Genomic DNA, 14,118 nt, shown 5'->3' with positions numbered 1-14,118 from the left:
CGCCAAGTTTCACCGCTTCCTTTATGATGTTTAGATGGCCTGGATGGATAATATCCGCACTCATGGCGACATATACTTTTTTATTCAGGGACATCTAAACATGGGGTAATCGCGGCGCGATCGTTTGGACCCTTTTCAAGATGCTGGCCTGGCGGCCGCCTCCGCCGACAAGGGAAAACGGGCGGCCTGGGAGGGACCGGGCCCAAACATCGAATGGAGACAAGCATGGACCAGTTCATAGGGCTTGATGTTTCGCTGAAGGAGACGGCGATTTCGATCCGAGAGGACGGGAAACGGATCTGGCGAGGTAAGGGGCCTTCGGACCCAAAGATCTTGGCGCAAATGATCCGCAAGCACGCCCCGTGCGCCAGGCGCGTTGTTTTCGAGACAGGGCCCCTGGCGACATGGTTCTACCATGGGCTGACGAACGCGGGGTTGCCCGCGATCTGCATTGAAGCGCGGCACGCGCAAAAGATATTGAATGAGACGCTCAACAAGACCGATGCCAATGATGCAGACGGCCTGGCCCATCTGGCTGAAGCCGGCTTCTACAAGGCGGTCAGGGTAAAGTCATTCGACGCCATGCTGATACGCACATTGGTTGCAGCTCGCGATCAGCTCCTGAGCATCTCCACCCAGATCAGCAACCAAATCCGCGGCTTGATGAAGACGTTTGGTCTTATTGTCCCCAAGGGAACGGGTCGGGTGTTTGTAGGCAATGTAAGGGGGCTCTTGGATGAGAATAATGAGCTGGCACGGATTCTATTGCCTCTGCTTGAGGCGTGGCGCGACATCCGCAAGCGCGGGGCCGATCTAAGTCGACAGTTGCTTGCAGCGGCGCGGGAAAGCCAGGCTACGCGGCTTTTGATGACGATCCCAGGTGTCGGCGCCGTTACGGCCGTATCCTACGTCGCAGCAATTGAAGACCCAGAGAACTTTCGGACGTCACGCTCGGTTGGCGCCTGGCTCGGACTGACAACGCGGCGTTACCAGTCAGGTGAGATCGATTATGGAGGCCGCATCTCGCGAAAAGGCGACAACCGTATGCGAAGACTGCTTTATGAAGCGGCGACGGTGATCCTCACCAGAACCAGCGCGAGGAACACGAGCAGTCTCAAAAGCTGGGGTCTCAAGCTGCGTGAGCGGTTGGGCTTCAAGCGCGCTGCGGTGGCGGTTGCCCGAAAACTTGCAGTCGTCATGCATAGCATGCTCAAGACAGGAGAAGTGTTCAACGCATCGGCCGGCGCGCCTTCATAGGAAGTGCCAGCCTTTCCTCTCAGCGCGTCAATTCGATTGAGGCACTGAGCGTCCCTGCTGGGGACGTGGGTTGGGTCATTCCGATGCAAGAGGCTGCAGCTCGCTCGAGACTGCGCTCTAAACATAGGAAGATCCCACCTGCGAATACCGTTATGCGGCGATCAGGTATCGACCGCGGAGACAACCCTGCCCCCAGCACCGATCGCTCTCAAAAAATGACCGCTGAGGGTCGAACCACCGATCGATTTGCGTCGCGCTGCATGTTCGGCAACACGGCGATCATGCACGGTATCTGACAAGATTGACTAACGGAATGCGATTAGACAACCTCTTCTTCAACTTGTAGATGATGGATGTGATTTCACGTCGCAAACTTTTCGGTGTTTTAGATGAATCTGAGCTATGCGCAAGACGAAAATATTCTTCACGCCTCAGGCGACGGCCGCTTGCCACTCAGTGAAAATTCCGGCCTTTCGGCATGACGCTTGCCGTGTCGATGAGTTCGCCCTGACCGATCGGGCCGGGCGGGAAATGCTCCGGCAGGGCAATACCCGGCTTTTTACGGCGATGATCGGCCGTCGGGCGCAGGGCCTCGTCCGCCCGCTCGCAGGCTGCAAAACGCGAGGTTTCGCGCTGGAGCAAACCGAGCATCGGCGTCATATCCTCGATCTCGTCGGCAACCACATGGATCACGCCGTTCTGGCTTTGCAGTTTTCCCCTTATCCTGACCAGCCGGGCACCCATGACGACGGACCGGTACCGGTCGAAAACCTTCTTCCAGACGATCGCATTGGCCACGCCCGTCTCGTCTTCCAGCGTCATGAAAATCACGCCCTTGGCGGAGCCCGGTCTCTGGCGCACCAGCACAAGTCCGGCAATGGTGACCATTTGCCCGCTCGCTACGGCGAGCAGGTCGACGTTGCGAAGAATGTTCCTTCTTGCAAAATCTTCGCGCAGGAAGGAGATCGGATGTCCTTTCAAGGACAGGGAAAGAGAGCGGTAATCCTCGATCACCTGTTCGCCCGGCAGCATTTCCGGCAGGCGGGTTTCCGGCTCGACCTGGAGATCCGCCTTAAGATCGGCGTGGAGACCGGCCTGACCGGCACGTTCGAACAGGGGCAATATCTCCGCGGCGCTCCTGGCATCCAGTGCCCGCACCGCCCAGAGCGCCTCGCGCCGCGACAGCCCGATCGACCTGAAGGCATCGGCATCCGCCAGCCGCTCCATAGCTGATTTCTGCAGACCCGAGCGCAGCCAGAGATCGCGCATCGAGCCGTAGCCATCGCCGCGATGGGCAACGAGTTCGTTCATGTCGGTCTCCGACAGGCCCTTGACCTGCCGGAAGCCGAGGCGCACCGCCTTTTTCGTTCGGATCACTTCGCGCATTTCTTCATGCCGCCGGTCGATCGCATCCTCACGAAACGGAGCATCCTCGAGAAGACAATCCCATTGCGAAAAATTGATATCGACGGGGCGTATCTCGACGCCGTGTTCGCGCGCATCCCGCACCAGCTGGGCCGGCGCATAGAAACCCATCGGCTGCGAATTCAGGAGCGCCGCGCAGAACACGTCGGGATAATAGGCCTTGACCCAGCTGGAGGCATAGACGAGCAGCGCGAAGGAGGCGGCATGGCTTTCCGGGAAACCGTATTCGCCGAAACCTTCGATCTGCTTGAAACAGCGCTCGGCAAATTCGCGCGTGTAGCCGTTTTCGATCATGCCGTTGACCATGTCTTCCCTGAATGTGTTGACCTTGCCGGAACGCTTGAAGGTCGCCATGGATCGCCGCAAGCGGTCCGCCTTTGCCGGCGAAAATTTCGCGGCGGTAATGGCGATCTGCATCGCCTGTTCCTGAAAGAGCGGAACGCCGAATGTTCGCGCCAGGATAGGGATCATCTCGTCCTTGGGATAGTCGATCCTGAAGCCGGGGAGGCGGGATTGCTCGCGCCGCTTCAGATAGGGATGCACCATGTCTCCCTGGATGGGTCCTGGCCGGACGATCGCCACCTCGATCACCAGATCATAGAAGACGCGAGGGCGAAGACGCGGCAGCATGCTCATCTGCGCCCGACTTTCGATCTGGAACACGCCGATCGTATCGGCCCGGCACATCATGTCATAGACCGGCTCGCCGTCCTCGTGGTCCCTGTTGCCGAGATCGGCCAGCGTCCTTGCCACGCCGTAATGGCTTTCGAGAAGCGCAAAGGCCTTGCGCAAGCAGGTCAGCATTCCGAGCGCCAGGATATCGATCTTCAGAATCCGGAGCGTATCGAGATCGTCCTTGTCCCACTCGATCATGTAGCGGTCCGGCATGGCCGTGTTCATGATCGGCACCACCTCGTCGAGCCGGTCCTTTGTGATGACGAAACCGCCGACATGCTGGGTAAGATGCCGGGGAAAGCTCATGAGCTCGCTCGCATAGTGAAGAACATTGCGGGTGAGCGGATCGGAAAGATCGAGCCCGGCCGCCCTTGCCTCGCGTTCGGACAGGTCCTTGGACGACCAGCCCCAGACCGTGCTGGCAAGGGCCGACTGCACATCCTCCGAGAGGCCGAAGGCCTTGGCCACCTCGCGGCCGGCGGAACGGGCACGATAGCTCGTCACCGCCGCCGTCAACCCGGCATGTTCCCGGCCATAGGTTCGGTAAATATGCTGGATGACCTCCTCGCGCCTGTCATGCTCGAAATCGACATCGATATCCGGCGGCTCGTCGCGATCCATGGACAGGAACCGGTCGAACAGAAGCGTGCTCTTCTCCGGATTGACCTCGGTGATTTCAAGGCAATAGCAGATGACCGAATTTGCCGCTGAACCGCGCCCCTGGCAGAGTATCTTCAACTCGTAGCGGGCATGCTGAATGATCTTGTAGACCGTGAGAAAATAGGGCGCATATTGCTTCTCACGGATCAGTTTCAATTCGTAATCGATCTGCGTCCCGATCTTGTCCGGGATGCCGTCTGCAAACCGTTTGCGCGCGCCTTCCCAGGTCAGGCGCTCGAGCAATTCCACTGATGCTTCTCCCTCGACGCTTTCGTCGGGATAATTGTGCTGGAGTTCATCCAGCGAAAAATCGAGGCTTTTGAAGAATGCCCCGGTATTGGCGACCGCTTCCGGATAGTGCCGGAACAGGCGCACCATTTCACGCCCGGGCTTGAGATAACGTTCTGCATTGGGCGCCAGCCGGAATCCGGCCTCGGCGATCGTCACATGCTCGCGAATGGCGGTGACGATATCGGCGAGCGGCCGACGGGCCGGATGGTGGTAGAGCGGCTGGTTGCTGGCGATGAGGGACACCCGGCTGCGGGCGGCGAGGAGGGAGAGGGTGGCGAACAGCTCGGCATCGCCGCCGTCATAGGATGGCGAAAGCACCAGATAGAATGCCTCGCCAAAACGGCCGCGCAGGCGCCCCAGGCAATCCTCCAGATTTTTCAAGGCTTCCAGCTTTTTTCGCGCATCGGCATGATCGACCGGAAACGGGAGGAGGGCGAGCATCATCTCGTCTCCCCATTCGAAAAGATCGGCCTCGCCGAGCAGGCATGCGCCTTTTTGCGCCCGCAGGTTTCCGGCACTGAGCAGGCGGCAGAGATGGCCCCAGCCTTTCCGGTTTCGCGGGAAGGCGAGGATATCCGGAGTTTCGTCGGAAAAGACCAGTCGTGCGCCAGGCTGGAAGGGAACCGGCTCGAGAAGCACCGTTTCCTCTTTCCCCTTTTCGCGAATTGGTCGGGTTTCCTGCGCTGCTCTTTTGCAGGCGCTCTTCATGTCCCGGATCTGCGCATGGGCCCGAACCACGCCCGCGACCGAATTGCGATCAGTGATGCCCAGGCCTGCAAGCTTCAGAGCCGATGCCTGGACGACCATCTCCGCCGGCTTCGACGCCCCTTCCAGAAAGGAGAAATTCGTCCTGGCGCCGATCTCGAAGAAGGGGGAGTGCATACTCATGCGAAGACCCCGTGCATGAACCAGCGCGGCGGCGGCATCTGGCCGTAGAAGCCCTCTCGATAGATCCAGAAGCGGTGGCCGCTTGCATCCTCGATGCGAAAATAATCCCGTGCGCGGGCGTCAGCCCCGTCGATCCACCATTCCATGGCAAGCCGTTCCGGCCCCTGGCTGCGGGAGACCCGGTGCAGCATGCGCCGCCAGCGAAAACTTTCCGGCGGGCCGTCCGGCACTTCGGCCAGCGACGCCTCCACCGGCTCCGGCCGCGCAAAAAGCCGCAAGGGACGCGCGCTGCGGGACAGGAAGACATCACGCGCCGGCGACGTCTTTCCCGATGGCAGCGCATGGATGGCGGGTGCCGCGGTCACCGCCCGCTCCGGCACATGGCTCTCGCGCAAGTGAAACCCCTGCAGGCAGTCGGCGCCGAGACGGGCCGAGACGCGATCGACAAAGCCGGCGAGCGAAACCTGGTTTTGCCGCTCGCCATCAAAATCCTCCTGCGCGGCCTCGAAAGCCTCATGGCGCACGACATTTAGCCGCAGGATCTCGAAACCATAGCCGGCATCCAGATCGTCATGAACGGCCTGCAGGCGTTCGTTAAACAGCGCGGCGATGCGGCGGGCATCCCGCAGGGGCTGCGAGGCACCGGCGGAAATGCGGAAGACCCGACCATCGACCCTAAACAGGACAAGCTCGAAAACCCGCCCGCCGGCGCCGCGTTCCTCAAGGCCGGCTTTCAGCGACAGGGCGATCTGCCCGGTAAGGACAAGAATGTCCTCCTGCGACTGGACGGGTTCGGCAAGGCGGCGCTCGGCCGAAAGGCTGGCGACCGGCCGGCGCGGCGAAACCGGCTCCTCGTCGCGGCCGAGCGCCTGATCGAGCCGCAGCAGCAGCTGCGCCCCGAAACGACGCGTGAGCGGCGCCCGGGGTGCGTGAATGAGATCGCCCACCTGTTTCATGCCGAGCTTGCGCAGCGCCGCGATGGTGTTTTCCTCCAGCCGCAATGAAGCCACCGGCAGGGGCGCCAGCACCCGTTCCATATCCTCGTCGGCAATGACGCCGCCTTCGCCGAAACGGGATGCCGCAAAGGAAAGACCCGGCGCCGAGGAGATGGCGCCGCGCACGTCGAGCCCCATCTGGAAGAGGCGCGACAGGAGATCGGCAAGCAGCGCCTTTTCGCCGCCGAAGAGATGGGCGCAGCCGGTAATATCGAGAAACAATCCGCCCGGACCGTTCAGCGCCACCAGGGGCGTATAGCGATCGCACCAGTCGGCGATACCGTCGAGCAGGCGCCGGTCGGCGTCCCGGTCCTCCTCGACGACATCGAGAACCGGATACATGGCCCGCGCTTCGGCGACGCCCTGGTTTCTCCTGAGGCCGAGCGTTTCGGCCATCTCGTCGAGCGCCGTCAGCCGCATGGCATTGTCGAGCCTTGCGGAACAGACAAGCGGTGGCGCCTCAGGACGCCCGGTCGAACGCCAGGACAGGCCCCATCGCCGGCGGGCAATCCGGTCGGTGGGAAGATGCGGGAAGACGAGCGCCAGGATGCGTTGCGAATGGGTCCGCAAGCCGAATGTCGTCTGGGCCGCGGGCGAGGAGAAACTGACGGTCATGGGGATTCCATTCGAGGGCAAGGGAGAGAGGGGCCGGGTTTCGGCTCTTCTCCAGGGTGAGACGAAAGACCGGATTGCCGATGCTGCCGCCAAGCATCGATCCGTCCGGGAGAAATCTTGATGTCGCGGGCGCCGGCTCGACCAGGAGCCGGTAGGCGGCGCTGCTCGCCTCCTCCTCTCCCGCTTGCCGCAACAGGAGGAGCGGCCGCCCTGCCGCCTTTGCCCTCAGGCTCAATCGCCGGCTTTCGGTCAGGCCGAAATGGGCGGGATTGCCCCTGACCTCCAATATGCTGACCAGGAAGGCACCGCTTTCGATGGCGCTTTCCGCAAGCCAGAGGGCATCCTCCAGCCGGCGCGGGACCGCATGAAGGAAAAGCGCCGGCTCAAGCCCGATATCCTTCAGGCCCAGCGCATAGGGAAGGCCCTGTTCCATTGCTGTGACCCTGTCGCTGATCCACAGGACCGGCGACCTGTCCGCCGCCCCGTTCTGCAGCAGGGCGGCAAGGGCGAGCGCAAAGCCGGTTGCCGCCGCGTCGCGCAAGCTCGGCGAGCGCAGTTCCGATAGGCCGTCGAGCGGCAAGCCGCCATCCAGCGCCTCGTCCAAGAGGGGAACCTGGAAGGACAGGCGGGGCCTTTCGCCTTCGCCCTCCAATCCGGCCCCCTTCAATCCACCCTCGGCATCTGCCGCATCCCGATGGGCGGCGGCTACCGGGCTGCCTTCCAGTCTGGCTATCTGTTCGCGCAGCGCAAAAAGCCGCTCGCGCGCCATGGGCGTCTGCGCCATGACGTCACTCCAATTGCTGATTGTTCCTGTTATGTTCTTATTGATTCCAGAGGTGCCGGAAAGAGTCAACGGCAAATTCTGAGAATTAATTCCTTGACGGGCCGCATCCAAATTCAACCCTCGAAAAAGGTTGGGGAATTGACTATATCAAGGGGCAGTTAAGGAGTGCCCATGGCCCGCATAGACCAGACCGACGATTGGCGGGAACGCCACGCGCCGACCATCAGCACCTTTGAATCCCTGGCGCTGGAGGCCTATGGCCACCTGCCGGATGAATTCAGGGCGCTGGCCATCGACCTGACCATCGAGATCGACGATTTTCCGGACGACGAGATTTTCGAGGACATGGCGCTGGAAACGCCGTTCGACCTGCTCGGCCTGTTCGAGGGGCGCGGCATTGGCGAGCGCTTCAGCATGGAAAACGGGCAAATGCCCAACCGGATTATTCTCTACCGCCGGCCGATCCTCGATTACTGGGCGGAAAACGAGGAAACCCTGGGCGATATCATCACCCATGTGCTAATCCACGAGATCGGCCATCATTTCGGCCTTTCGGACGACGACATGGAGCGGATCGAGGCCAGCGTCGAACATGTGGGCGGCTGAGACCGGGAGGCCCCAGCCGGGTCCGGGTCTCAGTGCTCCGACAGCTTGGTGTCGGGCGTGTATTCCTTGCCTTCGACATCCTTGACCACGGCCTGGCCGCACATCAGGAGTCGGGTTTCCTGGTTCCAGGTATAGGCCGGCGAGCCATGCAATTCCCAGCCCTTGTTGAGGGCCAGCGTGACCTTGTGGCAGAAGCTGGCATCGTCCTGAGCTGTCAGAAATCGGTAGAGTTTCACGCGACTTTTCCTTTTTGTTGAATGGCATCGGCCCTGGCCACAAGCCGGACGGCCTCTTCGAGATGCAGCCGTTCGACCATGCGGCCATTGAGATTGATGACGGCTTTATCCACATTCCCCGCCTGTGCAAAGGCTTGGACGATCGACCGGGCCTCGGCAAGGGCGAGATCCGCCACGCCGAAATGGGTGTTGGCCGGGGCGATCTGGCCGGGGTGGATCAGCATCTTGCCGTCAAACCCCATGGCACGGCCCTGGCGGCACTCCTCCTCGAAGCCCGCCGCATCCCTGACATCGTTGAAGACCGCATCGATGATATCGAGGCCGGCGCTGCGCGCGGCAAGCAGGATCTGCATCAGCCAGGGCACGAGATAGGTGCGGCCGGCAAGGGCCGGCACGCCGGTTTCCTTGCGCAGATCGTTCAGCCCCGGCACCAGGCAATCGAGCCTGCCGCCCCGCGTGCGGCCGGTTTCGGCAATGGCGGCGGCATTGAGCACGCCATGCGGCGTCTCGATCATCGCCCAGAGCCGGATATCGTCCGGGGCATCTCTTTCCGTAAGAAAATCGGCGACCGCGCGAACATCCTGCGGCGTATCCACCTTGGGCAGCAGCACCGCATCGGGGGCGATCTCCAGCACCGCCGCGAGATCGTCTTCACTATGACCGGAAGCAAGGCTGTTGATGCGGATGATGGTTTCGACATCCGGCCGGCGTCCTTGCGCCAGATGCGCTTTCAGGGCTTCGCGGGCCGAAATCTTGTTGTCGGGAAGGACGGCATCCTCGAGATCGTAGATCACCGCATCGCAGGCAAGGCCAGCCACCTTGGCAAGGGCGCGTTGATTGTCGGCCGGAACACAGAGCACTGAACGGCGCAGGCGGACGGGATGGCGGTCAGCAGATGACATCATATCGGTGTTCTGCCCGGCTTTCGCCGCTTTCGCAAGGCAGACCTGCAATCGGGGTCCGGGTCTTGCCCCGGGTCTTGTAAGCCAAAGCGGGCGGGCCCACATATGAGGCAAAGAAAGGTGACGATCATGCAAGGCATTCGTACTCTCCTCCTGACGACGGTAGGCATCGCCTTTGCGGTGATGGCCCTGGTCCTGACCGCCTCGATCGGCCTGGCGCTTGCCGGCATCGCGGCCGTTTTTGCGCTCAGCAGCGCGCTTTCAACGCGGCTTTCGCCCAAGCCGGTGCGCGCCACAGTCAATCGCTCGGCGCAGAACAAAGCCCGCGAGCCGCGCATCTGGAACGATAGACGCGGCACGATCATCGACCTCTAAGGCCTGCGACCGGCCTTTCGGGACGATCCCGGCGAGATTTTCCTTCATTTCAGCGTGAAATTGCTCTACACGCTGGGCGGAAAAATTTTCGTTCCGTTGCAATCGAAGGCCATTTCCATGGACAAGTTCGTCAAGCTCACCGGCGTTGCCGCTCCCCTGCCCGTCGTCAATATCGACACGGATATGATCATTCCGAAGGATTACCTGAAGACGATCAAGCGCACCGGACTCGGCACCGGGCTTTTCGCCGAGGCCCGCTATCACGAAGACGGCTCGGTGAACGAGGACTTCGTTCTCAACAAGCCCGCCTACAAGAACGCCAAGATCCTTGTCGCCGGCGATAATTTCGGCTGCGGCTCGTCGCGCGAACATGCGCCCTGGGCGCTGCTCGATTTTGGCATCCGCTGCGTCATCTCCACCTCTTTTGCCGATATTTTCTACAACAACTGTTTCAAGAACGGCATCCTGCCGGTGGTCGTTTCGCCTGAAGACCTGGAAAAGCTGATGGACGACGCCTCGCGCGGCGCCAATGCCGTCCTGACGGTCGATCTGGAAGCCCGGGAAATCACCGGCCCGGACGGCGGCAAGATCACTTTCGAACTCGACGAGTTCAAGCGCCACTGCATGCTGAACGGCCTCGACGACATCGGCCTGACGCTGGAAAAGGCAAGCGCCATCGACAGTTTCGAAAAGGCCAATGCCGCATCCCATCCCTGGGCCTGAGGCGTGACGCCCGGTCCGCGAAAACGGATCTCTTCCGGCTCGCCCTTCGAAAGGACGGCGGGCTATTCGCGTGCACTGGTAGCCGGCGACTGGTGCTTCGTCTCCGGCACGACCGGCTATGATTACACGACGATGACCATGCCGGAGACGGTGGAGGAACAGGCCCGCAACTGCCTGAAGACCATCGAGGCGGCGCTGACGGAGGCCGGGTTTTCGCTCGGGCATGTGGTGCGCAATCATTATTACGTCACCGATGCCGCCTTTGCCAACCTGGTCTTCCCGATCCTGGGCGAGGCCTTCGGCGATATCCGCCCGGCGGCGACCATGGTGGTCTGTGACCTCATCCGGCCGGAAATGCTGATCGAGATCGAAGTCACCGCCTTCAAGGGCTAGAGCATCGTTCGCGGTCAGTCCTCAACGAAGGGCGATCCCAAAGGCTCGGCCAGCCCGGCGAAGGCCAGTTCCGAATGATAATAGAGAAAGACCTGGCGGCGGAATTCGATATCCGCGCGCTCCTCGTCGGTTTTTGCCTCGGCAAGACACGCGGCCAGAAGCTGGGGCGTTGCAACCTGGCTGGTGGTGGCAAAATAATCGAACATGGCTTCGGTTTCATTCTCCGGCATGGTGGTCATGCACATGGGACTTCCATAGAGGTGCTTCCGGCCGGTACAGCAGTTTTCACGGCGGCAGCGGCGCACCCGGCAGGTGAGATGTTTGCGCCAGGCGGTTGCGACGACGCGCAGGAGAACATCATTCGAGGCGGAGAAAACGGGCGGCACATAGGGCATGGCTGTTCCTTTGCTGGCGTGACGGCATGGGAAAACCTCCCCGCGCGGATCTCGCCGGGGTTTCAGGCCTTGTCTTGAAGATCGGACGGGGCACTGGAAACCGTCTCGAATAGACAAATACAAGTGACGCTTTCCAGCGCCCCGTTTGACGTTCTCTCGGGGGCTTTCCCCCCTACAGACCCCGACTCCGGATCCTCTGATCCGGGACGATCGTCGTGATGCGGCTCTCCGGCCGGTACTAAACACGCACCGGCGCATCACGCTTCCCATCCCGGCCTGTGTGCCTCACAGGCACGCCCGCCCCGTAAGGACAGGGGGGATCCATTTTCCGGGGGCTCTCCTTCCGGTCCGCCTGACGTTCGCGGCCTTCTCATCGAAGACCACGAGGCTTGGCGTGGAGCGCCAGCCCTGCCTCGCCGCAAACGTCTTGCGGTGTATCCGTNCACGCCCGCCCCGTAAGGACAGGGGGGATCCATTTTCCGGGGGCTCTCCTTCCGGTCCGCCTGACGTTCGCGGCCTTCTCATCGAAGACCACGAGGCTTTGCGTGGAGCGCCAGCCCTGCCTCGCCGCAAACGTCTTGCGGTGTATCCGTGACAGAACAACTTCATCCTGACACAGCAGGAGAGGCCGGGGATAAACGGGGATGATTTTTTTTGCGAGAGGGCGAGAAGCCACCGCGCCTGAAGCACTGAGTTTGGCGGTTTCCTCTTCTCCCCAGCGGGGAGAAGAGCCGAGCGCAGGCGAGGCGATGAGGGGGCGGCATCCGACCTATCGAATGGCTTCGCCCCCCTCATCCGGCCCTTCGGGCCACCTTCTCCCCGCTGGGGAGAAGAGGGAGACCGGGACGGCCCGCACAGAAGAAGGCAACGGCCAGGCGAGGGTGCCGAGCCATTCCCAACCAGGCGGTGGTCGGCCCGAAACGCAGGAGCTGGAGGAGGCTTGGCGTGGATCCTCGGGTCAAGCCCGAGGATGACGAGCTTGGGAGGTATGGAGGGGGTTCGCGGAAGGATTGGGGAGGACTGGAGACGTCTGGGGAGCATTGCAGGAAGGGGCTTGGACGAAAGCTTTTGCCGCACGGAAGACCGCTGTTTGCTTGCAATCCGTCCCCTCCACCCGTCATCCTCGGGCGCGACCCGAGGATCCACGCCCAGACGTTACAACAACGGCGGCGCGGCGCGTGGCGAAGCGGGGGCCGGCGAGAGGCGCCTGCGAGACCGACGACTGTGGTGCAACCACGCTCCCCGCGCACAATTCTTTCCGAAACCGCATTTTCCTTGAACGGAAGTTGCGTTAAGAACGCGCCAATATCTATGAACAGCCAGCCTTTAAAGGAATGCCTCATGACAGCGCGCACTCTTTTCCTCCTGCCCGGCGACGGCATCGGCCCGGAAGCCATGGCGGAAGTCCGCAAGATCATCGCCCATATGAATGCCGAGATGGCGGGCGGTTTCACCACGGACGAGGGGCTTGTGGGCGGATCGGCCTATGACGCCCATGGCGCGGCCATTTCCGACGCGGACATGGCAAAGGCGATGGCGGCCGACGCGGTGTTGTTCGGCGCCGTCGGCGGCCCGAAATGGGATGATGTTGCCTATGAAGTGCGCCCGGAAGCCGGCCTGCTGCGGCTGAGGAAGGACCTGGAGCTCTTTGCCAATCTGCGCCCGGCGATCTGCTACCCGGCCCTTGCCGATGCCTCCTCGCTGAAGGCGGAACTGGTGGAAGGCCTCGACATCCTGATCGTGCGCGAGCTGACGGGCGGCGTCTATTTCGGCGAGCCCAAGGAAATCATCGATCTCGGCAACGGCCAGAAGCGCGGCATCGACACGCAGGTCTACGACACCTACGAGATCGAGCGCATCGCCGGCGTCGCCTTCGAACTGGCGCGCACCCGCGGCAACCGCGTCTGCTCGATGGAAAAGCGCAATGTGATGAAATCCGGCGTGCTCTGGAACCAGGTGGTGACGGCGACGCACAAGGCGAAATATTCCGACGTCGCGCTCGACCACATGCTGGCAGATGCCGGCGGCATGCAGCTGGTCCGGGCGCCCAAGCAGTTCGACGTGATCGTCACCGACAATCTGTTCGGCGACATGCTGTCCGACGTGGCGGCGATGCTGACCGGCTCGCTCGGCATGCTGCCATCGGCCTCGCTCGGCGCACCGGACGCCAAGACCGGCAAGCGCAAGGCGCTCTACGAGCCCGTGCATGGCTCGGCTCCCGACATTGCCGGCAAGGGGATCGCCAATCCGATCGCCATGATCGCCTCCTTTGCCATGTGCCTGCGCTATTCCTTCAACATGGTCGCGGAAGCCGACAATCTCGAAAAGGCGATCGCCAACGTGCTCGACAAGGGCATCCGCACCGGCGACATCATGGCCCCCGGCGCCCGCCAGGTCGGCACCACCGAAATGGGCGATGCGATCCTCGCCGAGTTCAAGGCGCTTTCGGCCTGAGATACTGCCTCTTCTCCCCAGCGGGGAGAAGTGCCGAACATAGTGAGGCGATGAGGGGGCTTCGGCGCAATAGTTTCGTGGCCTTCGGCCCCCTCATCCGGCCCTTCGGGCCACCTTCTCCCCGACGGGGAGAAGAGGGGGGGGCCGAAATCCCCGTTCCCCAATCGGGAATCCCAAAACGGTTTCCGGTCAAGTGCGTCAGGTGCCGTTTTTGTTTGGTGGGGTTGAATAAACGCGGCAAGCTCACACCTGATTTCCATGTACGGTTCTTTCCACTTCCGTCATTCCCGTGCTCGTCACAGGAATCCAGCCATGCGACGTCCGTCGCATGGAAGAGTCCTCGCTCACGGACGTGAGCGAACTGGATTCCCGCCACAAGGGCGAGGATGACGGAGAACTGGGTATGCCGAACATGCAGAGAATTCAGCCCGAAAAGACCGCTCC

General features: G+C 61.8%; 12 protein-coding genes. 6 read left to right on the top strand and 6 right to left on the bottom strand.

Annotated features, from left to right (window positions below):
* Positions 1–225 precede the first annotated feature (225 nt).
* On the top strand, positions 226–1,257 hold the full coding sequence (locus ASD31_RS05155; RefSeq protein WP_056330332.1) for an IS110 family transposase: 1,032 nt from the start codon (positions 226–228) through the stop codon (positions 1,255–1,257).
* A gap of 453 nt (positions 1,258–1,710) precedes the next feature.
* On the opposite strand, the gene ASD31_RS05150 is transcribed toward ASD31_RS05155, so the two are convergent.
* The 3 genes from ASD31_RS05150 to ASD31_RS26610 are packed head-to-tail and all read right to left on the bottom strand — an operon-like array spanning position 1,711 to position 7,590.
* Positions 1,711–5,196 carry an error-prone DNA polymerase gene (locus ASD31_RS05150; protein ID WP_056330330.1) on the bottom strand — a complete coding sequence of 1,162 codons (3,486 nt, stop codon included), beginning with the start codon at positions 5,194–5,196 and terminating at the stop codon, positions 1,711–1,713.
* Positions 5,193–6,761: a Y-family DNA polymerase gene (locus ASD31_RS05145; protein ID WP_274534251.1), complete on the bottom strand. Its 1,569-nt coding sequence runs from the start codon at positions 6,759–6,761 to the stop codon at positions 5,193–5,195. Before ASD31_RS05145 ends, ASD31_RS05150 begins: the two co-directional genes overlap by 4 nt.
* Positions 6,652–7,590, bottom strand: a complete 939-nt coding sequence (locus ASD31_RS26610; protein ID WP_056330325.1) for an ImuA family protein — start codon at positions 7,588–7,590, stop codon at positions 6,652–6,654. Before ASD31_RS26610 ends, ASD31_RS05145 begins: the two co-directional genes overlap by 110 nt.
* A 171-nt stretch (positions 7,591–7,761) precedes the next feature.
* On the opposite strand from ASD31_RS26610, the gene ASD31_RS05135 reads away from it, so the two are divergent.
* A complete protein-coding gene (locus ASD31_RS05135; RefSeq protein ID WP_056330322.1) occupies positions 7,762–8,196 on the top strand; it encodes a metallopeptidase family protein in 435 nt (144 codons plus the stop codon).
* A gap of 29 nt (positions 8,197–8,225) precedes the next feature.
* Here the strand turns inward: ASD31_RS05135 and ASD31_RS05130 are convergent, their stop codons facing one another.
* Entirely contained in the window at positions 8,226–8,432 is a 207-nt protein-coding gene (locus ASD31_RS05130) for a DUF1737 domain-containing protein (protein WP_056330319.1), read from the bottom strand.
* Complete coding sequence (locus tag ASD31_RS05125; RefSeq protein ID WP_056330379.1) at positions 8,429–9,334, bottom strand: HpcH/HpaI aldolase/citrate lyase family protein; 906 nt, start codon at positions 9,332–9,334, stop codon at positions 8,429–8,431. Before ASD31_RS05125 ends, ASD31_RS05130 begins: the two co-directional genes overlap by 4 nt.
* Before the next feature lie 129 nt (positions 9,335–9,463).
* Here ASD31_RS05125 and ASD31_RS05120 point away from each other — a divergent pair, with 129 nt between their 5' ends.
* The 3 genes from ASD31_RS05120 (at position 9,464) to ASD31_RS05110 (ending at position 10,825) form a co-directional block, all read left to right on the top strand.
* Entirely contained in the window at positions 9,464–9,709 is a 246-nt protein-coding gene (locus ASD31_RS05120; RefSeq protein ID WP_056330376.1) for a hypothetical protein, read from the top strand.
* A gap of 117 nt (positions 9,710–9,826) precedes the next feature.
* Positions 9,827–10,432, top strand: a complete 606-nt coding sequence (leuD, locus tag ASD31_RS05115) for a 3-isopropylmalate dehydratase small subunit (protein WP_056330374.1) — start codon at positions 9,827–9,829, stop codon at positions 10,430–10,432.
* 3 nt (positions 10,433–10,435) lie between these two features.
* Positions 10,436–10,825: a RidA family protein gene (locus ASD31_RS05110; protein ID WP_056330317.1), complete on the top strand. Its 390-nt coding sequence runs from the start codon at positions 10,436–10,438 to the stop codon at positions 10,823–10,825.
* A gap of 14 nt (positions 10,826–10,839) precedes the next feature.
* Here ASD31_RS05110 and ASD31_RS05105 read toward each other — a convergent pair whose 3' ends face one another.
* On the bottom strand, positions 10,840–11,220 hold the full coding sequence (locus ASD31_RS05105) for a hypothetical protein (protein ID WP_056330314.1): 381 nt from the start codon (positions 11,218–11,220) through the stop codon (positions 10,840–10,842).
* Between the two features lie 1,341 nt (positions 11,221–12,561).
* On the opposite strand from ASD31_RS05105, the gene leuB reads away from it, so the two are divergent.
* Positions 12,562–13,674 carry a 3-isopropylmalate dehydrogenase gene (gene leuB, locus ASD31_RS05100; RefSeq protein ID WP_056330312.1) on the top strand — a complete coding sequence of 371 codons (1,113 nt, stop codon included), beginning with the start codon at positions 12,562–12,564 and terminating at the stop codon, positions 13,672–13,674.
* Positions 13,675–14,118: the final 444 nt, after the last annotated feature.

Origin of the sequence: Rhizobium sp. Root482, from assembly GCF_001426565.1 — a bacterium.
Taxonomy (GTDB): Bacteria; Pseudomonadota; Alphaproteobacteria; order Rhizobiales; family Rhizobiaceae; genus Pararhizobium.
The sequence above is the reverse complement of the archived record's forward strand: the minus strand, read 5'-3'. Positions and strand labels throughout refer to the sequence as shown.